Annotated in this window: 20 protein-coding genes; 10 read left to right on the top strand and 10 right to left on the bottom strand. The window is 65.4% G+C overall.

Annotated elements, in window-relative coordinates; all coding sequences use genetic code 11:
- Nucleotides 1-27 precede the first annotated feature (27 nt).
- Genes CH275_RS28130 through CH275_RS28150 form a run of 5 tightly spaced genes read right to left on the bottom strand, consistent with a single transcriptional unit; the run spans nucleotide 28 to nucleotide 3,468 of the window.
- Nucleotides 28-876, bottom strand: coding sequence for a cytochrome c biogenesis CcdA family protein (locus CH275_RS28130; protein WP_094634691.1), 849 nt, complete (start codon nucleotides 874-876; stop codon nucleotides 28-30).
- A complete protein-coding gene (locus tag CH275_RS28135; protein ID WP_094629843.1) occupies nucleotides 873-1,442 on the bottom strand; it encodes a TlpA disulfide reductase family protein in 570 nt (189 codons plus the stop codon). The genes CH275_RS28130 and CH275_RS28135 overlap by 4 nt, the downstream gene beginning before the upstream one ends.
- 59 nt (nucleotides 1,443-1,501) lie before the next feature.
- Entirely contained in the window at nucleotides 1,502-2,131 is a 630-nt protein-coding gene (locus tag CH275_RS28140) for a TlpA family protein disulfide reductase (RefSeq protein WP_094634692.1), read from the bottom strand.
- A 55-nt stretch (nucleotides 2,132-2,186) separates the two neighbouring features.
- Nucleotides 2,187-2,834 carry a vitamin K epoxide reductase family protein gene (locus tag CH275_RS28145; protein WP_094634693.1) on the bottom strand — a complete coding sequence of 216 codons (648 nt, stop codon included), beginning with the start codon at nucleotides 2,832-2,834 and terminating at the stop codon, nucleotides 2,187-2,189.
- Entirely contained in the window at nucleotides 2,809-3,468 is a 660-nt protein-coding gene (locus CH275_RS28150) for a DsbA family protein (RefSeq protein WP_032370897.1), read from the bottom strand. Before CH275_RS28150 ends, CH275_RS28145 begins: the two co-directional genes overlap by 26 nt.
- A gap of 135 nt (nucleotides 3,469-3,603) precedes the next feature.
- Between CH275_RS28150 and CH275_RS28155 the strand changes: the two genes are divergently transcribed.
- Genes CH275_RS28155 through CH275_RS28165 form a run of 3 tightly spaced genes read left to right on the top strand, consistent with a single transcriptional unit; the run spans nucleotide 3,604 to nucleotide 6,547 of the window.
- Nucleotides 3,604-4,002 carry an ArsR/SmtB family transcription factor gene (locus CH275_RS28155; RefSeq protein WP_027494226.1) on the top strand — a complete coding sequence of 133 codons (399 nt, stop codon included), beginning with the start codon at nucleotides 3,604-3,606 and terminating at the stop codon, nucleotides 4,000-4,002.
- Nucleotides 3,995-6,199 (top strand): heavy metal translocating P-type ATPase, encoded by a 2,205-nt coding sequence (locus CH275_RS28160; protein WP_094681416.1) that lies wholly within the window; start codon nucleotides 3,995-3,997, stop codon nucleotides 6,197-6,199. The genes CH275_RS28155 and CH275_RS28160 overlap by 8 nt, the downstream gene beginning before the upstream one ends.
- Before the next feature lie 6 nt (nucleotides 6,200-6,205).
- Nucleotides 6,206-6,547, top strand: coding sequence for a DUF3703 domain-containing protein (locus tag CH275_RS28165; RefSeq protein WP_254924065.1), 342 nt, complete (start codon nucleotides 6,206-6,208; stop codon nucleotides 6,545-6,547).
- Nucleotides 6,548-6,556: 9 nt separating this feature from the next.
- On the opposite strand, the gene ccsB is transcribed toward CH275_RS28165, so the two are convergent.
- Genes ccsB through lnt form a run of 3 tightly spaced genes read right to left on the bottom strand, consistent with a single transcriptional unit; the run spans nucleotide 6,557 to nucleotide 10,656 of the window.
- Nucleotides 6,557-7,519: a c-type cytochrome biogenesis protein CcsB gene (gene ccsB, locus CH275_RS28170; protein ID WP_094629849.1), complete on the bottom strand. Its 963-nt coding sequence runs from the start codon at nucleotides 7,517-7,519 to the stop codon at nucleotides 6,557-6,559.
- A gap of 4 nt (nucleotides 7,520-7,523) precedes the next feature.
- Nucleotides 7,524-9,149: a cytochrome c biogenesis protein ResB gene (resB, locus tag CH275_RS28175; RefSeq protein WP_254924066.1), complete on the bottom strand. Its 1,626-nt coding sequence runs from the start codon at nucleotides 9,147-9,149 to the stop codon at nucleotides 7,524-7,526.
- Between the two features lie 34 nt (nucleotides 9,150-9,183).
- Nucleotides 9,184-10,656, bottom strand: a complete 1,473-nt coding sequence (gene lnt / locus CH275_RS28180) for an apolipoprotein N-acyltransferase (RefSeq protein WP_254924067.1) — start codon at nucleotides 10,654-10,656, stop codon at nucleotides 9,184-9,186.
- Nucleotides 10,657-10,975: 319 nt separating this feature from the next.
- On the opposite strand from lnt, the gene lspA reads away from it, so the two are divergent.
- Together lspA and CH275_RS28190 are read left to right on the top strand one after the other, a co-directional pair.
- Nucleotides 10,976-11,491 (top strand): signal peptidase II, encoded by a 516-nt coding sequence (lspA, locus tag CH275_RS28185; protein ID WP_052054828.1) that lies wholly within the window; start codon nucleotides 10,976-10,978, stop codon nucleotides 11,489-11,491.
- A gap of 205 nt (nucleotides 11,492-11,696) precedes the next feature.
- Nucleotides 11,697-12,110: a Rieske (2Fe-2S) protein gene (locus tag CH275_RS28190; RefSeq protein WP_057479439.1), complete on the top strand. Its 414-nt coding sequence runs from the start codon at nucleotides 11,697-11,699 to the stop codon at nucleotides 12,108-12,110.
- Between the two features lie 182 nt (nucleotides 12,111-12,292).
- Here CH275_RS28190 and CH275_RS28195 read toward each other — a convergent pair whose 3' ends face one another.
- Complete coding sequence (locus CH275_RS28195) at nucleotides 12,293-13,216, bottom strand: cation diffusion facilitator family transporter (RefSeq protein ID WP_032370892.1); 924 nt, start codon at nucleotides 13,214-13,216, stop codon at nucleotides 12,293-12,295.
- Nucleotides 13,217-13,454: 238 nt separating this feature from the next.
- On the opposite strand from CH275_RS28195, the gene CH275_RS28200 reads away from it, so the two are divergent.
- Complete coding sequence (locus CH275_RS28200; protein ID WP_094681417.1) at nucleotides 13,455-15,494, top strand: cytochrome c oxidase assembly protein; 2,040 nt, start codon at nucleotides 13,455-13,457, stop codon at nucleotides 15,492-15,494.
- Between the two features lie 140 nt (nucleotides 15,495-15,634).
- Here CH275_RS28200 and CH275_RS29735 read toward each other — a convergent pair whose 3' ends face one another.
- Nucleotides 15,635-15,796: a hypothetical protein gene (locus CH275_RS29735; protein WP_179275013.1), complete on the bottom strand. Its 162-nt coding sequence runs from the start codon at nucleotides 15,794-15,796 to the stop codon at nucleotides 15,635-15,637.
- A gap of 193 nt (nucleotides 15,797-15,989) precedes the next feature.
- Here CH275_RS29735 and CH275_RS28205 point away from each other — a divergent pair, with 193 nt between their 5' ends.
- The 4 genes from CH275_RS28205 (at nucleotide 15,990) to ctaD (ending at nucleotide 19,978) form a co-directional block, all read left to right on the top strand.
- Nucleotides 15,990-16,787: a M23 family metallopeptidase gene (locus CH275_RS28205; protein WP_094681483.1), complete on the top strand. Its 798-nt coding sequence runs from the start codon at nucleotides 15,990-15,992 to the stop codon at nucleotides 16,785-16,787.
- Between the two features lie 25 nt (nucleotides 16,788-16,812).
- Entirely contained in the window at nucleotides 16,813-17,166 is a 354-nt protein-coding gene (locus CH275_RS28210) for a BlaI/MecI/CopY family transcriptional regulator (RefSeq protein ID WP_032382574.1), read from the top strand.
- Nucleotides 17,163-18,119 carry a M56 family metallopeptidase gene (locus tag CH275_RS28215; protein ID WP_094681418.1) on the top strand — a complete coding sequence of 319 codons (957 nt, stop codon included), beginning with the start codon at nucleotides 17,163-17,165 and terminating at the stop codon, nucleotides 18,117-18,119. Before CH275_RS28210 ends, CH275_RS28215 begins: the two co-directional genes overlap by 4 nt.
- An 86-nt stretch (nucleotides 18,120-18,205) precedes the next feature.
- The gene (ctaD, locus tag CH275_RS28220) at nucleotides 18,206-19,978 is read left to right on the top strand and encodes an aa3-type cytochrome oxidase subunit I (RefSeq protein ID WP_052054829.1); all 1,773 of its coding nucleotides are present in this window, start codon (nucleotides 18,206-18,208) and stop codon (nucleotides 19,976-19,978) included.
- Nucleotides 19,979-20,066 lie beyond the last annotated feature (88 nt).

Genomic DNA, 20,066 nt, shown 5'->3' on the forward strand with positions numbered 1-20,066 from the left:
CGGCGTGGTGGTTCGGCGACATCTCGATCAGATGGGCAGGATCACTGCACTGACGAATTCGTTGCGGATCCAGGCGATGAACAACCCCCACACTCCGGTCAGCAGCGCCACGCCGACGGCGATCATGATGACACCGCCAGCGATCTTGATCTTCTGTGAGTTCCTTCGAAGCCACCCCACCCCGCGCATCGCCGAACTCGAACCGAACGCGAGGACGACGAACGGTAGGCCGAGTCCCATGCAGTACGCGACGATGAGAGTGACCCCGCGGGCTGCGGTTGCACCTTCGGTTCCTGCCGCGACAGACAGAACGCCGGCGAGGGTGGGGCCCAGACACGGTGTCCAGCCGAGCGCGAACACACCGCCGAGCAGCGGCGCTCCGGCGAGGGACGAGATCTGCTGAGGTGCGAATCGGGTGTCGCGTTGCAGTGCGGGTATCAATCCGATGAACGCTGCACCCATGATGATCGTGATGACGCCGCCGACTCGTTGAAGTACTTGCTCGTTGATGCGCAAGGTGCCGATGACTCCGAAGATCGAGGCTGTGGCGAGGACGAAGACGATCGTGAATCCGGCGACGAACAACGACGCTGCGCCGGCCACACGCCAGCGATTCGCCAGCTCCGTCGACGACGTGCCGGTGGTCGACGTGCCGGTGGTCGAGGTGCCGGGCGATCGGGTATCGGCCGATTGGGCGTCGGCACCGGCGATTCCTGCCAGGTAGGACAGGTATCCCGGCACCAGCGGCACCACGCACGGTGAGGCGAACGAGACCAACCCGGCGAGCATGCATGCCGCGATCGCGAGCAGCAGTGGCCCGCTCGATGCCGCGTTCTGGAAGGCCGAACCGATGTCCTGGGCGAGAAGAGTCGTCATTCCGCGGCTATCCGTTCGACGACGGGAAGGAGGTCGTCGGTGAGCAGGGCGCGCATGAAGACCGCGGCCACGCGGTGCTGACGGTCGAGTACCAGCGTCGAGGGGATCACGCTGGTCGGGTAGTTCCCGCCGAGAGCGATCAGGGTCCGCATCGAAGGGTCGTAGATCGAGGGGTAGGAGACGTCGTTGTCGACCACGAAGTCCTGCGCTTTGTCCTTCTGTGGATCTCTGACGTTGAGGCCGAGGAACTGCACGCCGCGCTCGCGGGTGGTCTCGTAGACCTCTTCGAGGTCGTCGGCTTCGCCGCGGCAGGGGCCACACCACTGACCCCAGAGATTGATCACCACCACCTTGCCGTCGTAGTCCGACAGAGCGGTCGTCTTGCCTTCCTCCATCAGATCGGGGCCGGCGAGTTCGCCTATGGTACCGCGTGTTTCGGGGGGATCGTAGACGATGTCGGTTCGACCGCCGGGGGCGACGAAGTCGAAGCTACCTCCCGTGGATGCAGCCTGTGCGCCGTCGGAGCATCCGGAGATCAGTAGTACGACGGCAAGAATCGATCCCATTGCCGCGGTGGGCGTGGAGCCTTGACGGCGCGCACCGACCCGCGCAGGGAAAAAACGTGTCATGAGGTGAAATCCTTTACTGCAGTGCGGATCTGGTCTGTCGTCTCGAACACTGTCGGGTCGGTGATGCGCTCGATCGTTCCGTCCGGGTGGAGGAGAAAGCTCAGGGGAAGGACCGGCGGTGCCGAGAGCGCGTCCAGGACGCTGCCGCCGTCGATGTAGTTCGGATAGCGGACGCCCAGTTGCGTGAGCAGCGCGGCCGCGTCCTCGGGTCGGTCCTCGACGTCGATTCCGATGACTGGGATCGCGTCGGGTTCTGCGGCGTAGGCATCGAGTACGGGCATCTCGGTGCGGCACGGGCCGCACCAGGATGCCCACAGGTTGATCAGCGTCGCCTCGCTGCCGAGAACGTCGGCGAGATCGACATAGCTGTCGCTGCCGATGCAGCGCGCTATCACTCCCGCCAGCGGACCGCCTTCGCGTGGTACCGGCGGCGGACACATCGGTAGCGCTGTTGCTCGTGCCGCGTCATCCGGCGGGCGGGACAATGTGGGTTCGGGTCCGACCGGAGCGACATTGTTGGCGATGACGTCGGACGGGCCGCCCTCGACGCCACCGGAGCGGGGCCACAGTGCGACGATCGATGCAACGACAACGACGAGCATGACGATCGACCAGCCGCGCGTCATCGCCGTGACCTTCTTTCTCGAGAGGGCGGCAGAGGGGCGAACGGTACGTCGCGGATCATAGGAGCGTGGACCAGTACGACCAGAAACGCTGCGCGATCAGGGCGATGAGGACGAGAAACCACACGGTCAGCGGAATCGAGTGATTGCGAATCAGCGAGTCAAGCCATAGCCGAAACCATTGCCCAAGAGCGGATTTCGACCTGGCGCGGTCGAGGTTGCGCAGCGTGACGTACCAGAAGATCGGTACGGTGACCGCCCACACCGCCATGCAGTAGGGGCACAGGGCGCCGATCTCGTACAGGCTCTGCGCGATCAGCCAGTGCACGAAGACTGCGGCAGCAGTGACACCGACCTGCACTGCGCCCCAGAACCACTGTGCGAACACCGCACCGGCGAGAAGGGCGGCACCCACTGCCGCCACGACGGCGAAGCCTGCGATCCCGAGAAGGGAATTGGGAAATCCGAACGCAGACGCCTGCGGGGTGTCCATCACCGATCCGCAGTTGAGCACCGGGTTGATGCTGCAGGTCGGGGCGTAGGCGGGATCGAGCGCCAGAGCGAACTTTTCTACCGTGAGCACGAACGCGGCAGTCAGGCCGATCAGGCCGCCCACCAACAGCAGCCAGGGCAGGCTCCGGCCGAACGATCCACCTTGTCGGGTCTCGTTCGCTGGGAGGTCAGCCGAGTGCAGCGTCGAGGGCATCGGCGAGGTCTCCGTAGGTGGTGGGTTCGATCTTGGTGCCGTTGAGGAAGAACGTCGGGGTGCCCTGCACGCCGAGCGCGATCCCGTCCGCGACGTCGGCCTCGATGCGCGCGAGCGTCGCAGGGTCGGTGTAGGCGGCATCGAAGGCGCTCATGTCGAGCCCTTGCTCGACGGCGAAGCTGCGGAACAACTCGTCCTGCGGAACCTGCTGTTCGCCCCACTGCGCCTGCGTTTCGTACATGCGCTGATACATCGCCTCGAATCCGCCCTGCTGGGCCGCGGCCTCGACTGCGCGTGCGGCTCGTTCGGCATTGAAGTGCGAGGCGATCGGAAAGTAGCGGGCCACGAAGCTCACCCGGTCGCCGTACTCTTCACGCAATTGCTCGATCGCCGGGTAGGCCGATCGGCAGGCCTCGCACTCGAAGTCGAGGAACTCCACGAACGTGACCCGGCCGTCGGGCACCGAGTTCAACCGATGACTGTTCTCGCGCACCGCAATCGAGGCAGGGTCGGTCGCGGCCTGCTCGGCGGCGGCAGCATCCGGAGACCCCGATCGATCCACCACCAGAAATACAGCCAACGCGGCGGCGAACACGATCACCAGGGACAAGGAAATCTTCAACGCTCTGCTCATACAACCACCTTCTCGATTCGTTCGGATTGATCAATGGGCCCGATATGGGCGTTTCGACCGCTATGACACTAACAATCGTACGAACGTTGACTAATGGTCCTTCCCTAACGATCGCATGATTGTTAGATTGTGCCCATGGCCTTGGAACCTCTGGACTCGTGCGATCTGTTGTGTATGGACCTCCCTTACGCCGAGAGAGTGCGCGCTACTCTGCCCGCGGTCGGCGATATCGAACCGGTAGCCGACGCTGCCCGAGCATTCGGCGACCCCACCCGACTGACCATCGCGCTCGCGTTGAACGCCGGCGGGCAGATGTGTGGCTGCGACATCGCGTGGATCGTGGGACAGAGCCAGAAGCTGGTCTCCCACCATCTCCGCAAACTCAAAGCCGCGGACGCCGTCACATCGAACAGAGACGGAAAGTTGGTCATGTATTCGCTCACCGACCGCGGCACCCGACTGCTCACGACACTGACCGAGGCACTGCCCACCGCCTCGGCCACCGCTGATCTCACCGGGGTCGATCATGGCTGACGCGTGCTGCGGACCTACCCCGGCAGCGCCGACCACCGAATCCACTGCTGACGGTGCGGACACGGGAGGTCCAGCTCCAACCGATGCACTCCCGAGGTTGTGGCAGGTCCGCGAGCTGCAACTCGCCTCGGCCGCCACGATCATCCTGGTCGCATCGTGGTTGCTCGGTCGAACGGGTGCCGATGCGGTTGCGACCGTCGGCGCTCTGATCGCTGCCGCGATCGCCGCCGTCACCTTCGTTCCCGCGACGGTGAGAAATCTGCGACACGGACGCATCGGTGTCGGCACGCTGATGACGATCGCGCTCCTCGGTGCCATCGCATTGGGCCAGATCCCCGAGGCCGCGATGCTCGGTATCTTGTTCTCCGTCGCCGAGGGACTCGAGGAATACGCGGTCACCAAGACCCGCCGCGGACTGCGCGCACTCCTGTCGTTGGTGCCGCCGACGGTATCTGTCCTGCGCGGTGGAACCGAGCAGGCCCTGTCCCCCGACGATGTCGTGATCGGGGACATCATGGTGCTGCGGCCGGGTGAGCGAGCTGCCACGGACGGCACCATCGCTCGCGGTTCGACGAATCTGGACGTGTCTGCGATCACCGGCGAGTCCGTGCCCATCGAAGCCGGTGTCGGTGACGAGGTGCATGCCGGTGCCATCAACGGCGGCGGGGCCATCGAGGTCACCGTCACCGCGCCGGCATCGGAGAGTTCGCTTGCTCGCATCGTCCGCATCGTCGAACAGGCCCAGGACCGAAAAGGGGCCGGCCAACGGCTCGCGGACCGTATCGCACGTCCGCTCGTGCCCTCGATCATGGTTCTCGCCGTACTCGTCGCCGGCGTCGGTGCGGTGCTCGGTGACCCCATGTTGTGGCTCGAACGCGCACTGGTGGTCCTGGTCGCGGCATCACCGTGCGCGTTGGCCATCTCGGTGCCGCTGTCGGTGGTGGCGGCGATCGGGGCTGCGAGCCGCAACGGGGCATTGATCAAAGGCGGTGCAGCAGTGGAAGAGCTGGGCCGCATTCGCGTCGTCGCCTTGGACAAGACCGGCACCCTCACTGCGGGACGACCGGAGGTCGTCGACGTCGTCACCGCTGCGGGAATCGGCCGCGACGCCGCGCTGGCTGTTGCTGCTGCGCTCGAAGCGCGCAGCGAGCATCCACTCGCCCGCGCCGTACTGGCCTCCGTGTCGACCGTCGCGGCCGCTGATGATGTCACTGCCATCGCCGGGCACGGCCTGACCGGCACCCTCGACGGTGCCGCGATCAGGCTCGGGAAACCGAGCTGGTTCGACACACACCCCAGCTCCGAGGTGTTCCGCGCCGACGTCGCTCGTCTGCAGAGCAGCGGTGCCACAGTCGTTCTCGTCGAACGCGCCGGAGTTCTGATCGCTGCGATCGCCGTCCGCGACGAACTGCGGCCCGAGGCCGCCGAGGCTGTCCGCCAACTCACCGCGCTCGGTATCGACACTGCGATGCTCACCGGCGACAACGCGCTCACTGCGCAGGCTCTGGCGACCCAGGCGGGCATCACCGCCGTCCACGCCGAACTACTGCCCGAGGACAAAGCGGCCCTGCTGACCGACATCGCGGCCGGACGCAAGATTGCCATGGTCGGCGACGGCATCAACGACGCTCCCGCCTTGGCGACCGCCGATGTCGGTATCGCCATGGGCGCGATGGGAACCGACGTTGCCATCGAGACCGCCGATGTTGCCCTCATGGGGGAAGACCTCCGGCATCTACCGCAGGTGCTGGCCCACGCTCGACGCGCCCGGCGCATCATGATCGAGAACATCGCCTTGTCGATTGCCATCATCGGCGTGCTCGTCCCACTGGCTGCTACCGGTGTCCTGGGCTTGGCCACCGTGGTGCTCGTCCACGAACTCGCCGAAGTCCTGGTCATTGCCAATGCGATTCGCGCCGCCCGCACCACGCCCTTGGACGGTTTCGTGCCCCCGCCCGCGGCGTCCGGTGCCCTCAACGTCACGATCGCACCCGCAGCGGCCTTCGCGGATGCCTGCTGCGCTCCGGCTCCGACGCCGAGGAACACCGCACCTGCATCTGGGAACCTACTGGCCTCCACCACCGCAACGTCACCATCGGCGATCGGAGCAGACGATGGCAGCTCCGGGTGCTCGGATGGATGTACCTGCTGCACATCGACCCCCGCGTACGGCGAACTCTTCCGCGGAAAAAGGTAAAGACCTGTGAGCGGTGATCGAACTGCACGCAGGCTCTACAAGATCGAAATGACCGCAGCAGCAGGGGCATCGACAACAGAGGTGCGCTGGTACCACCTCGAACGAGCACACATCCTCTCGCAGCCCTATCCGTGGTTGCATACTCGCAACCACGCCGCGATGTTGAAAGCTGCGGTGACAGAACACGATCGGCGCGAATCCTGGGGCCAGTTGATTCGGATCGTGGTCGCTGCTCCAGGATCGTGGTCGGGGCGATACCCGGCCGGTAACACCGGCCGGGTCGAGGCGGGACTGATGTCGCCGATGCCCATTCCGCAGGACCTTGCGGACGCGCTGGGGGGCACGTAGCGGGAGTCATCAGTTCAGGCCTGCGTAGGAGTGCAGCCCGGAGACGACCATGTTGATGATGAACAGGTTGAACAGCATCGCCACGAATCCGGCGATGTTGATCCATGCTGCGCGGGTGTTGCGCCATCCGCTGGTGGCGCGGGCGTGCAGGTAGGAGGCGTACACGATCCAGGTGATGAAGGAGACCGTTTCTTTCGGGTCCCAGCCCCAGAATCGGCCCCATGCGGCTTCGGCCCAAATGGCACCGAGGATGACGCCGACGCCGAAGAGCGGAAATGCGAAGATCGTGGTCTTGTACGCCACGATGTCCAGAGTCTGAGCGGAGGGCAGACGGGCGACGATCCGGCTGGCTCGACTACCCGAGGCCTCGGGATGCTTCATGCGGATCAGGAACAGCGCGCTCGCAACCCCGGAGATCAAGAACACCCCGCTGCCGAGCGAGACGATCGAGACGTGCACCGGCAGCCAGTACGACTGCAGTGCCGGTACCACCGGTGCTGCGTTGGCGTACAGCACGGTGCCGGCGACGAACAGGAGAATCAACGTCGGCACCAGGACGAACAACCACAGGGTGCGCAGTTGCTTGGAGCGCAGCACCACCAGTGCAGCCAGTACACCGGCCGCGCAGGTGACCGAGACGAATTCGTACATGTTGCCCCACGGCGGGCGGCCGGCGGCGATCCCGCGAAGAACGATCGACCCGACATGCAACGTCAGCGCCACCATCACCAGCCCGAGTCCGGTACGGCCCATGCGTTCGGACGGAACCCGCCGGGGTGCGTCGGGAATGCGACCGGGCGTCGACGATGTCGCTGCGATCACCCGCGTGCGCAGTCGCTCCATATTGTGCAGCTCCGCGCTACGGGTCGTCGCGAGCTGACCGAGGAATGCGATTGCTGCGAGGAGATAGACCACGAAGGCGGTCTCGAAGCTGATGTCGCTCCAACGGGCGAGGGTGTCGTCGATCGGCATGGTGTTACACCGTTTCTCTGTCGTGGGTCTCGGAGTCGCTCGAAGTTGCCTGCGGCCAGATCTGTGACCGGAGGGTCTGGAATTCGGGTCCCCAGCCGGCGTGATCGGTGCGAGCCAGGCCGCCCATGTCCACTCGCGAGAGACCGTGTTCGCCAAGGTGGGCCCGGAACCAGACGCGGCGGCGTGTGATGACCAGGGACACCAGCAGTCCGGTCATCATCGTGACCGCGAACACGAGGACCCACCGCTGCGCGGGGTCGTATCCGACCTGGAGATTCGCGAATTCCTTGGCACCGTCGAACCGGACGAGAGTGCCGTCGGAGAGGGTTGTCGATTCTCCGGGCCGCAGGTTGACCCGGTCTTGTTTCACCAGCCGGCCCTGGTTGATCATCTCCTGGTCCAGGGAGAAGATCGACTGCGGGATGCCGGTGTCGAGACCGGTGTCGCCCTTGTAGATGTCCACTGCCACAGCGGGATCGACCAATTCCGGGAAGCGGGAGGAGAGCAGATTTCCGTTGAATTGCGCGGTGGGCGCGAAGAGTCCTTCGATGGCGATCTGCCCTCGGCGGCGTTCGGCGGCGGTGGCGTAGGTCCCCCCGGGTGGGTCGAATCGCAGCGCGCCGCTGCTGAGGAACGTGGTGGCGTCGTCGGGGCGGAACTGCAGGGCTTCGGTGCGGGTCTGGCCGTCGGGGAAGGTGACGGTGAACTCGGGGGCGTAGCCGTGTCCGGTGAGGTAGATGCGTTCGTCGCCGAGCCGGAGGGGTTCGTTGACTTTGAGTTGATACTCGCGCCAGGTGTCGGCGGCGATGTCGTCGGCGCTCTGGTAGGAGATGTTCGAGGTGAACATCTCGGCCTGACCGTTCTCGAGGTAGTCGGCGGTGAAATCTCTGACCCGGATACAGAACGGCTCGAGTCCGGTGCCGTCGGTGCTGTTACCGGCGCGAAAGGAGTCGTAGATCGCGGGCGAGGTGTTGCAGAAACCGGGCCCGTTGTCGGCGATGACGATGACCGAGCCTTCGTAGCCGAACAGTTTGCCGATCGCGATAGCGGCGAGCAGACCGATCAGCGAGAAGTGAAACAGCAGGTTCCCGGCCTCGCGGGTGTAGCCCTTCTCCGCCGAGAGAGTCAGTGCCCCATCGGGCTCGGGTCGAACGGCGGTACGCCACCCTTTCAAGTGCCGCGCGATGTCGGCGATCACCTTCTCGGGGTCACCGGCGAGGGTGCCCGAATGATGCAACGGTAGTCGAGTGAGGTTTCGCGGTACTCGAACAGGTTGTGCGCGAAGAGCTTTGCCGTGCTCGATCAACCGGGGAGTCAGACAGCCGATCAGCGAGACGAACAACAGGACGTAGATCGCGGTGAACCAGGAACTCGCGAACACGTCGAACAATTCCAGCGTGTCCATCACCGGCCCGAGAACCGGACGCGCGGCAATGAAAGAATCGACGGCCTGGGTATTGAGATTGCGCTGCGGCAGCAAAGCGCCGGGGACAGCTGCGGCGGCGAGGAGGAACAGCAGCACCAACGCTGTCCGCATCGACGTCAGTTGTCGCCACCGGTTGCGCAGCATCGCCACTGTTCTGCGCACCAGTCCCGGCGAGTGCGCACGGGGGTGTTCGTCGATCGTCATCTCCGCACGCCCTTCACCGACCACCATCTAAATACTACGCGACATAGTAGTTTGCGGGGTTCGGTGTGATGGAGCGTGGTCGGCGCAGCAGCGAGAACGCCAGTGCTGCACCAGCGCCGGTGGCGGCAATCCATTCCGGAACGCTGCCGGTGATCGTCGCCGGGGTGAGGGTGGTGCTCAGTGACACCTCGGTGACGACAGCTGCGGGGGTGAACAGCTCCGTGCGCCCGACGACCTCCCCGCGTGCATCGATGACGGCGCTGACGCCGCTGGTGGCCGACACGACGACGCTGCGCCCGTGTTCGACCGCTCGTACCCGCGACATGGCGAGTTGTTGATAGGTCATGTTCGTCCGACCGAAAGTGGCGTTGTTGGTGGGCACTGCGATCAGCTGGGCACCGGCGCGCACGGAGTCGGTGAGCAACGAGTCGAAGGCGACCTCGTAGCAGGTGGCCACCGCCACGGGCACTCCGGCGAGGTCGAGGACGCCGTTGCCCTGGCCCGGGGTGAAGTTTCCTGCCTGGGCGGCATAGGGAGAGAGTGCGGTGACGATCGTGCGCATCGGCAGGTACTCCCCGAACGGCACCAGTTGCCGCTTGTCGTGCCTCTGCCCGGGCCCGGTGACCGGATCCCACACGATCGAGGTGTTGCTCGTGGTGCCGTCGTCTCGGCGGAGAACCGTGCCGACGAGAATGGGCACACCGACGGCGCGGGCCGCGGCGGCGATACGTGCGGCGGCATCGGGGTTGCGCAGGGGATCGATGTCGGAGGAGTTCTCCGGCCAGATGACCAGATCGGGTGCGCGTACGCGGCCGGAGTCGATGTCGTCGGCGAGCTCGATGGTGCGCTGAACGTGGTTGTCGAGCACCGCTCGTCGTTGGGCGTTGAAGTCGAGACCGAGCCGCGGGACGTTGCCTTGCACCAAGGCGACGGTGACCGTGTCCTGCTGCGGCGGAGCGAACAGTGGGGCCACCATCGTGAGCGCCCCTACAGCAGTGGCCGCACCGATGCACGACGCTGCTGCAGTTCTGCGGGTGATGCGATCGGAGGCAACAGCGCCGGCCAGAGCGGACCCGATCAGCACCACGACGAACGACAACCCCGGTGCGCCGATCAACGCAGCCAGAGGCAGCAGCGGCCCGTCGGATTGACCGAATGCGATGCGGCCCCAGGGGAATCCGCCGAACGGGATCCTAGATCGTGCCGCTTCCATCGCCACCCAGGCGCTCGCCACCCAGACCGGCCCCCACGGCAGTCGCGACATCCGATCCGCTACTGCGCCGAACATCGCCACGAAGAGGGCTTGAACGACGGCCAGCGCCAGCCACGGCACCGATCCGACGTACTCCCCCACCCACGGCAGCAGAGGCACGAAGAACGCCGAGCCGGCAACGAAGCCGTAGCCGGCCCCCGCACGCGCCCCTCGCCCGCGCACAGCCAACAGCAGCATTGCAATTGCTACCGGAGCGAGAAACCACAGATCTAGGGGCGGGAACGTGGCGTACATCGCCAGCCCCGAAGTTGCCGCTGCGGTCAGACGTGCCCAGGTTCGGGGCCCTTCACCTCGACTTGTCCGATACAGCCGCCACACTCGACCTCGGTCGACGCAGGACGGTCCGGGCCCGGGTTCGGCATCGGGCATCGCCCTCATGACGAGGGTGCCGCCGCCCTCACGGCGACACGACGCATCGGGTGGCGGAGAAATCGACGGTATTCATCAACTACTATGGTGCATAGTATTTCAAGTGTTGGCAAATCCGGGGTCACCTGCACCGTCTGCGGTGCACCCGGACGTACGCACGGTGTACACCCGAGAACGAGGACCAGTGACCCGCTCCCCCATCGCAGCCGCTCGGCTCCGCGCCGCCGCAACCGCCCTTGTCCTGGCTCTGGTCGCTGCCGCTCTACTGGTCGACTACTGGGCGCAGGCGGCGTTGCCCGGCTCGACGATTCCGCTGCGGATACTCGAGCTGCGACTGGCCTTCAATCGCGGAATGGCGTTCAGCCTGGGTGATTCTCTGCCCGTGTGGGTCGTCGTCGCCGTGACGGCGTCGATCACCACCGGGTTGGCGATCTACGGGTGGCGTACCGCGCCTCACGCGGGTCCGGTCACCACGGCAGCGCTGTCGTTGGTCCTCGCCGGTGCACTCTCGAATGTCCTCGACCGGCTCCTCGACGGCGCGGTCACCGATTACTTTCACACCGGTTGGTGGCCGACATTCAACCTCGCCGACATCTACATCACCTGCGGGGTGGTGCTGATGATCGGGGCGGCACTGTTCACGCGAGAGGCCACAAAGATTACCCCTCGGCCCGCAGTGCCCGACAGCGCCGAATCGTGAACTTGCATGAGATACCTCGGTGCTCGAATCGAATGCCCTGCAGTGCAGACACATTCGCGACAGGACAATCTTGCTGATTCGCTCGAACAGTGAGAGTGATCGACACCGGAACGGCTCGAAACATATTCGACCACAACCACCGACAAGCGATCGTCGCCTCTCGCTCACCGAGGCGCACCGAGGCGCACCGAGGGGAACCTGCTGCATGAGCGACAACATCCCGGCGCTACCGCGCCGTATTTTTCTCGCTACGAGCTGCGCTACAGCGTGCCTGGCTGCCGCCGGATGCAGCGTCGGCGAAGCCCCGTCCGGTGAGGACACCGCTTCCGACGGTCCCATCACCTTGTCGGTGAACGATGTTCCTGTCGGCGGTGGAATCGTGCTCGCCGACCGGCAGGTCGTCGTCACCCAACCGGAACCCGGTACCTTCCGGGCCTTCTCGGCTATCTGTTCTCACCAAGGGTGCACAGTGAACCGAGTCCGCAACGGCACGATCGAGTGCCCCTGCCACAACAGTGCCTTCTCGATCACCGACGGGGTGGTCGTGCGCAGCCCCGCTACCGAGCCACTGCCGAACCGCGCCGTGACCAGAACCGTAGATACCCTCACAGTCGACTGATCCATCACCGGGCGGCCGAACATGCGAGGTGGACGGGTTCGGGGTGAACGGTGTCGACCGGGCCGATGTGCGGCAATCGAGGACCCACTCTGTGCCCCCACCCGACTGGTGCCGGTTCCGGTACATCGCTGCCGTGTCGACGACAGCACGGCGTGCCGATCTCGCACCGGGTCGAGACCTGCCTACCAATTGACCTCTCGGCAACGGCCTTCGCCTTCCTGGGGTTCGACCTGCACAGTGGCGTGTTCGAGACCGAACTCGTCGCGGAGAACCTGCTGCGCTGCAGCGAGCACCCGGGGTGTCTCGGCCTCCGGGGCGACCGTCAGATGCGCCGAAGCGACCTCCATCCCCGACGTCAGTGTCCAGATGTGCAGATCGTGTACCTCTTCGACATCGTCGACACCGGTCAGGGCCTTTTCCACGGCGGCGACATCGATGCCCGACGGAGCGTGTTGCAGCAGAATTCGTACGGCATGACGCCCCAGAGTGAATGCACGCGGCAAAACGAACAACCCGATGGCGACCGCGATGACCGGGTCGGCGTACCGCCACCCGAACACGACGGTGACCAGTCCGCTGACGAGCACTCCGATCGAGCCGAGCATGTCCGCCATCACCTCCAGATACGCACCCCGAACATTGAGGCTCTCTTTCGCACCACTACGCAGAAGGAGGAACGCGATGAGGTTCATGGCCAGACCGAGCAGTGCCACCAACATGACCGGAATCCCGGGCACCTCCGGTGGGTTCGTGATGCGTTGCGCGGCTTCGTAGAGAATCCACCCAGCGACACCGAAGAGCAGCACTGCATTGAACAGAGCCGCGAACACTTCGGCTCGATACAGTCCGAACGTGCGGCCGGTCTTGCGAGACTGCCGCTGTGCGAGTGTGATCGCCACGATCGCCATCAAGACCCCGAACACGTCGGTGAACACGTGTGCGGAATCGGACAACAACGCCAGCGACGAGGTGGACAGACCCACTACCACCTGCGTCACCAACGTAACCGCCCCGAGACCGACAGCGATCCACAGTCGCCCGAGGTGCTTACCGGATGCGCTCGCCGGCGATCCCGGCTCTATCCCGTGGCCATGTCCGTGTCCCATCGTGGGTACCCCTTCTCGGCGTGGTTCGATAGCAGGAACACAACATATTGCGATATGCGCATATATGCAAGTGTCGTGTTCGCTGGAAGCTGCTGCCCGCGCGGCCGCACTGCGTCGGCGCAGAACTATGATTCGTAGTAGTTCGATCTCGGTTGCGCGACTTGGTCGCGCAGCCGTGCCGATATTGCCGGCCGACAGTTTTCCCGCCACACATCATCCACGTAAGGGGTGCCGCGTCATGGCCACCGACGACATGGCCACCGAAGCCGCACTCTCGACCCGCGGTCCGGTGAATCGACGCTCCGGTTCGCAGGTGATGCTGCTGTGGGCCGCGATCGCGGCAGTGGTGGCCGCTGCGCTCGCGGCGTTGTCGACGTCGCAGGCGCTGATTCTGCTCGGGCTTCCCGATCCGGGACCGATCACGACCTACGGTATTCCGGCGCTGACCGCGCTCGGAGAGGTAGCCGCGGTCGTGGCGGTGGGGTCGTTGCTTCTCGCAGCGTTCCTCGTTCCTCCCCAAATGTCGGGTGTGCTCGCCATCGACGGGTACATCGCCGTCCGCACCGCGGCGAAGGCCTCCGCTGTGTGGGCGGTGTGCGCGGCGGCGTTGGTGCCGCTGACACTCTCGGACGCGTCGGGTCAACCTGTCGGATCCGTTGCGGCGCAACCGGTGCAGTTCCTCGGTGCGATCGGCGATGTCGAGGCCTCCACTGCATGGGCCATCACCTCTGCGGTCGCGGCGATCACCGCCGCAGCATGCGCGGCAGTGTTGCGGCATCGGTGGACCCCCGCCTTGTTCGCCCTGTCGATGCTCGCGTTGATCCCGCGCGCGGTCACCGGCCACTCCTCGACCGGCGGCAATCACGACATCGCGACGAACTCGTTGATCCTGCACATCCTCGCCGCCGCTCTGTGGGTTGGCGGACTCCTCGCACTTCTCGCTCATGCGCTGCGCGGGGGTGGACACCTTGCCGTCGCGACCCGCCGCTACTCGACGCTCGCTCTGGTTGCGTTCGTGATCATGGCGGTCTCCGGAGTGGTCAACGCTGCCGTGCGAGTACCCGTGACGTCGCTGTGGGATTCGACGTACGGCGCTCTGATACTGGCGAAGATCGCAGCCCTGGCGATCGTGGGGACCCTCGGGTGGATACAGCGACGACGAACGGTCGGCGCTCTGGCCCACGATCCCGAGAACCGCAGATCCCTGATCACGTTGTCGATGATCGAGACCCTCGTTCTCGTCACCACAGTGGGCCTGGCGGTTGCACTCGGTCGCACTCCCCCGCCCCCGCCGCAGGACGCCTCGCTACCTCAGGCGCACGAAGAAGCCTTGGGCTACGTGTTGGACGGCCCGCCCACCGCTGCGCGGTTGGCGTTCGAGTGGCGTTTCGACCTGGTGTTCGGCTCCGCTGCGGTGATCGCGGCCGTCCTGTACCTGGTGGCCGTGCGGCGCCGCCGGCGGGTAGGCCTGCCATGGCAGAGGCGGTGGACAGCGAGCTGGTTGATGGGCACTGCGGTGCTGCTCGTGGCGACCTCGTCCGGGGTCGGGCTCTACAGCCCGGCGATGTTCAGCGTGCACATGGCGGGACTGACCGCGGTCGCCATCGCCGTGCCGTTGCTGTTGGTCCTCGGCCGACCGGCCACCTTGTTCGCCTCGGTCCTGCCGACCGCGCCGGCAGCCGACGCACCGGGCTCGCGCGAATGGCTCCGGGCTGCATGGCACAGCCGAGCAGCCCGGATCGCGATCCACCCGTGGGTCAGCACCACGGTGTTCCTGAGCAGCTTCTACCTGCTCTACCCCGGCGGAGTGTTCGACACCGTCGCCGACTCGCATGTGGCACACATGGTGATGAAGGGCTGGTTCCTGACCGTCGGGATGGTGATGTTCTGGGGCACGGTCGGCGAAGACCCGGTACCGAGACCGATCGCGGGACTGACGAAGTTGCTCGCGAGTATCACCGCGTTGGCCGGGTTCGCATTCTTCCTCGTCGTGACGATCGATCTCGAGACCGCGCTCGGAGCGAGCTTCTACAGCGGACTGCGTCTGGATTGGAACGCCGACCTGCTGGCAGACCAGCGGCGCGGCGGCACTCTGGCGTGGGGCATCGGCGAGTTGCCGTTGCTCGCTGCCGCGGTTCTCGCCGCGGTCCGGTGGTCGGCGGCCGACGAGAGCGCTGCACGGCAACGAGATCGCCGAATCGACGATCAAGGTGATACCGAACTCGAGGCGTACAACACCATGCTCGGTGGCCTGTCCTCTCGGCGGGATCACCCCTGATACCCGCAGAATCCGTTCACGGTCAGAGTCGCCGCAGTGCGGGGGATGTCCTCCGAGGACCGTGACCAGCGGTATGGGCGAATCCGGGTCGAGTGGGATGGAAAAACTATGGTCGATAGTAGTAACCTGTGGCCTGACCGTCACCATTTCGTTATCTCGAGCGAGGCCTCGGCCTCGTAGCCACCAAGGATTGTGATCTTGGCCCGACACCGCACACCCGATCCGATCGACGACGACTGCGCAGCGCCGGCGCGCGCCGGCGTGATCTCGATGCCCGTCGGCCACAGGCCGACGGCGCTCACCGATCGCCCCCGTCATCGACGGGCCGACTTCGCACCCTCACGTTTCGTGACCGAGTCGCCCGCCGATGCCGGGTACTCCGACACTCTGTCGGAGGACGAGCACACGCCCGCGGCGCAGACGCCCGCACCGGATGGAACCGCTCACGCGGTCAGCGACGCCTGGGACACCGCGGGCGCGGGCGCTACCGCGTCGATGTGGGCGGCGCACGTGGCCGGTCCGGACGAGACGACGCACAACGAGGGTGACCGCGATGTAGTCCAGCCCGTGTCGCGAAGTGCTCGCCGCGGACTTCATCGCCGCCGGGTGCCGAAGCCGGGTGGCCGCGCCATCGCTGCGTCGGTCGCGGTCGGTGCCTTCCTTTCCGCGGCAGCGACGTCTCCGAACACCGGGTCGCAGGACAGTGTGGCACTGAGCGCTGCGAGTATCGATCGACCTCCCGCCGGCGTCCTGCCGCCGAGCCCGGTCGTTGCCTCACCCCCGCAGGTGTTGCAGTTGCCCGATCTCGACGTCGGCCGACTCGCGCAGCGCATGACCGAGCAACTCGCCGAGGGGGGAGTTCGGGCGGCGGAGCGCGCAGCACGCGACGCCGAGGCGCGCCGCCCGCTCTCGGTGGTGCCGGTGTCGGGCACATTGACCTCCGGTTCTGGGCCACGTTGGGGGACAACGCATTACGGACTCGACATCGCCAATACGATCGGGACGCCGATCGTATCGGTGACCGACGGTGAGGTCATCGAATCAGGGCCGGCGCAAGGGTTCGGCCTGTGGGTGCGTATTCGTCAGGACGACGGCACGATCGGGGTGTACGGGCACATAGACCAGGCGCTCGTCACCGCCGGTCAACGCGTGAAAGCCGGCGAGCTCATTGCTACGGTAGGCAACCGAGGCCAATCCACCGGACCCCACCTGCATTACGAAGTGTGGCAACCCGACGGTGCCAAGTCCGACCCGACGGCGTGGCTGTCGGCACGCGGAGTCGATATCACCTGACACGACAAGGAAAGAAGATCTGGCGATGAAAAGGCTCGGTGATCTCGAAGCGGAGGTGATGAACGTGCTCTGGGAATGTGACCGACCACAGTCGGTCCACGACCTGCGTGAACTCATGGCCGACAGAAACCCCGCCTACACCACGATCCTGACCGTCGTGACCCATCTCCACGAGAAGGGGTGGGTCGAGCGGACCAAGCAGTCACGCGCGTACCTGTACTCCCCGGTGCAGTCGCGCGCGGAGGCCACCTCGCAGGCGCTGCGCGAAATCCTCGACACCAGTACCGATTCGGCCGCGGTGCTGATGCATTTCGCGAAAACCGTCACCGACGACGAGCTCGACGCTCTGCGGGGGAACCTGCCGGACGTGAACCGGTGATCGTCGCGCTGGTGTTGCTCCTCGCGGCGATCATCGCGGCCGTCGCCCTGCCGCAGCCGTTGACCTCTCTCACCCGCACCGTGAGCCCTACTCTCGCCTTGACCGCATGGATCGGCAGCATCGCCGGGGTGCTGTTTCTCGTGGGATCCGCGGTAGCCGTGTTGCTCTGGCCCGGCCATGCGCCCGCTGAGGGCATGGTCGAACTTGCCGTCCGCTGTCTGGGATCGCTGCAACACGCGGCCCAGCCGTGGATCGGGGAAGCTGTAGCCGGGGCATCGGTCGTCCTCGCGGCGTCGGCGTCGGCGCGCGTCCTGCGCTCGACTCGCCGTCAGCTTCGAGCCCGGTCCAAAGTCCGCGACTATCACCGCGATGTCATCGCCGTCGTCGCGCGCACGGACCCCGGACCCGAACCGATCATGTGGCTCGACCACCCGCTCCCGCTGGCCTACAGCATCGACGGTCGCCCGGGCTACGTCGTGGCCACCGAAGGCCTGCTCGCCCATCTCGATCCCGATCAGCAGCGAGCTGTGATCGCACACGAACGTGCCCACCTGCGCGGGCGCCACCACCGCATCGTCAACATCTGCGAGATCCTGGCCAAAGCACTTCCTCGCGTTCCCCTGTTCGCCGCAGCACCTGCAGCGGTGCGGGTTCTGGTCGAGGTCGCCGCGGACCGGTCCGCGGCCGCGGTCACCAGCGCCGACACTGTGCGTTCGGCCTTGTCGACGGTCTCGCAGGCGCATTCAGCGCGGCCACTGTGGGCGTTGGGCCTGATCGGGGACTCGACCGCCGCGCGGTTGCATCACCTCGATACGAGCGCGCAAACACCGAGCCGAACCGGAGCAGGCGCTTACGCTGCCGCCGCCGTGCTGCCGCTCGTGGTGCCGGCCGCCATGGCAATCCTCACCCTCAGTGCGGTCTCCGCCGCAGCGTGCGCGGTCCTGCTGACTTGAACCACCCCTAAATACTATGGTGCATAGTATTTGAGTTAGGCTGTCGGACGCGTCCTGTAATTCGCGTGCGATTCGAAGGTGGTTCCATGACGGCGCTGACATCTCCTCCGGCTGCGCCGGCGGTTCGCCCCTATCCACCCCGCGGGGCCCGCAAGGGGTCGTTCCTGCACACGATGGTCACCACCACCGATCCGAAGGTCATCGGATTGATGTATCTGGTGACCTCGTTCGGATTCTTCCTCGTCGGCGGCCTCATGGCCTTGATCATGCGCTCCGAACTCGCCGTTCCGGGAATGCAGTTCCTCTCCAACGAGCAGTACAACCAGCTCTTCACCATGCACGGCACGATCATGCTGCTGCTCTACGCCACCCCGATCGTCTTCGGCTTCGGCAACTACATCTTGCCGCTGCAGATCGGCGCACCCGATGTCGCCTTCCCCCGGCTCAATGCCTTCTCCTACTGGCTCTATCTGTTCGGCGCACTGGTCACCACCGCCGGGTTCATCAGCCCCGGCGGTGCCGCCGACTTCGGCTGGACCGCGTACACCCCGTTGAGCAGCGCCGTCTACTCCCCCGGTATCGGATCCGACCTGTGGATCGTGGGCTTGCTCGTCGCAGGCCTGGGCACCATCCTGGGCGGGGTCAACATGGTCACCACCGTGGTGTGCCTGCGCGCACCGGGAATGACGATGTTCCGCATGCCGATCTTCACCTGGAACATCCTGGTGACCTCGATCCTGATCCTGCTGGCGTTCCCACTGCTGACCGCGGCGCTGATGGGCCTGCTCGCCGACCGGAAACTCGGCACCCACATCTTCGATCCCGCCAACGGCGGGGCGTTGCTCTGGCAGCACCTGTTCTGGTTCTTCGGTCACCCCGAGGTCTACATCATCGCGCTACCGTTCTTCGGAATCGTCTCGGAGATCTTCCCGGTCTTCTCCCGCAAACCCATCTTCGGGTACAAGGGTCTGATCTACGCCACCGTCGGCATCGCAGCTCTGTCCATCGCGGTGTGGGCGCACCACATGTATGCCACCGGCGCCGTGCTGCTGCCGTTCTTCTCGTTCATGACCTTCCTCATCGCCGTGCCGACCGGGGTGAAGATCTTCAACTGGATCGGCACCATGTGGCGCGGCCAGGTCACCCTCGAATCCCCCATGCTCTTCTCCATCGGATTCCTGATCACGTTCGTCTTCGGCGGGTTGTCCGGAGTGCTCCTGGCGAGCCCGCCCATCGATTTCAACGTCACCGACACCTATTTCGTCGTCGCGCACTTCCACTACGTCGTGTTCGGAACGGTCGTGTTCGCGACCTATGCGGGCATCTACTTCTGGTTCCCGAAGATGACCGGCCGCATGCTCGACGAACGACTGGGCAAGTGGCACTTCTGGATGACGTTCCTCGGATTCCACGCCACCTTCCTCGTCCAGCACTGGCTCGGAGCGCAAGGAATGCCGCGCCGCTACGCCGACTATCTCCCGTCCGACGGGTTCACCACCCTCAACCAGGTCTCGACCGTGGGATCGTTCGTTCTCGGAGCCTCGACGCTGCCGTTCATCTGGAACGTCTTCAAGAGCTACCGCTACGGCGAAGTGGTCACCGTCGACGACCCCTGGGGATTCGGTAACTCCCTCGAGTGGGCGACCAGTTGCCCACCACCGCGGCACAACTTCACCGAGATGCCCCGAATCCGCTCCGAGCGGCCGGCGTTCGAGCTTCACTATCCGCACATGGTCGAACGCATCCGCGCCGAGCAGCACGTCGGTGGCCCGCACTCGGATTCGATCGCGCCCTCGGAAGTGATCACCGAAGCCATCGCCGGCCGTGAACGATCCGATCCGCCGGACCCGGTGAAATAACCATCGCCGCAGAAGTGACCCACCGCTAAACCGCCCTCCCTACTACTATGTCCCGTAGTTGTTGGGTCGGGCTCGATACAGAGGAGTA

Origin of the sequence: Rhodococcus sp. 06-235-1A, from assembly GCF_002258785.1 — a bacterium.
GTDB lineage: Bacteria > Actinomycetota > Actinomycetes > Mycobacteriales > Mycobacteriaceae > Rhodococcoides.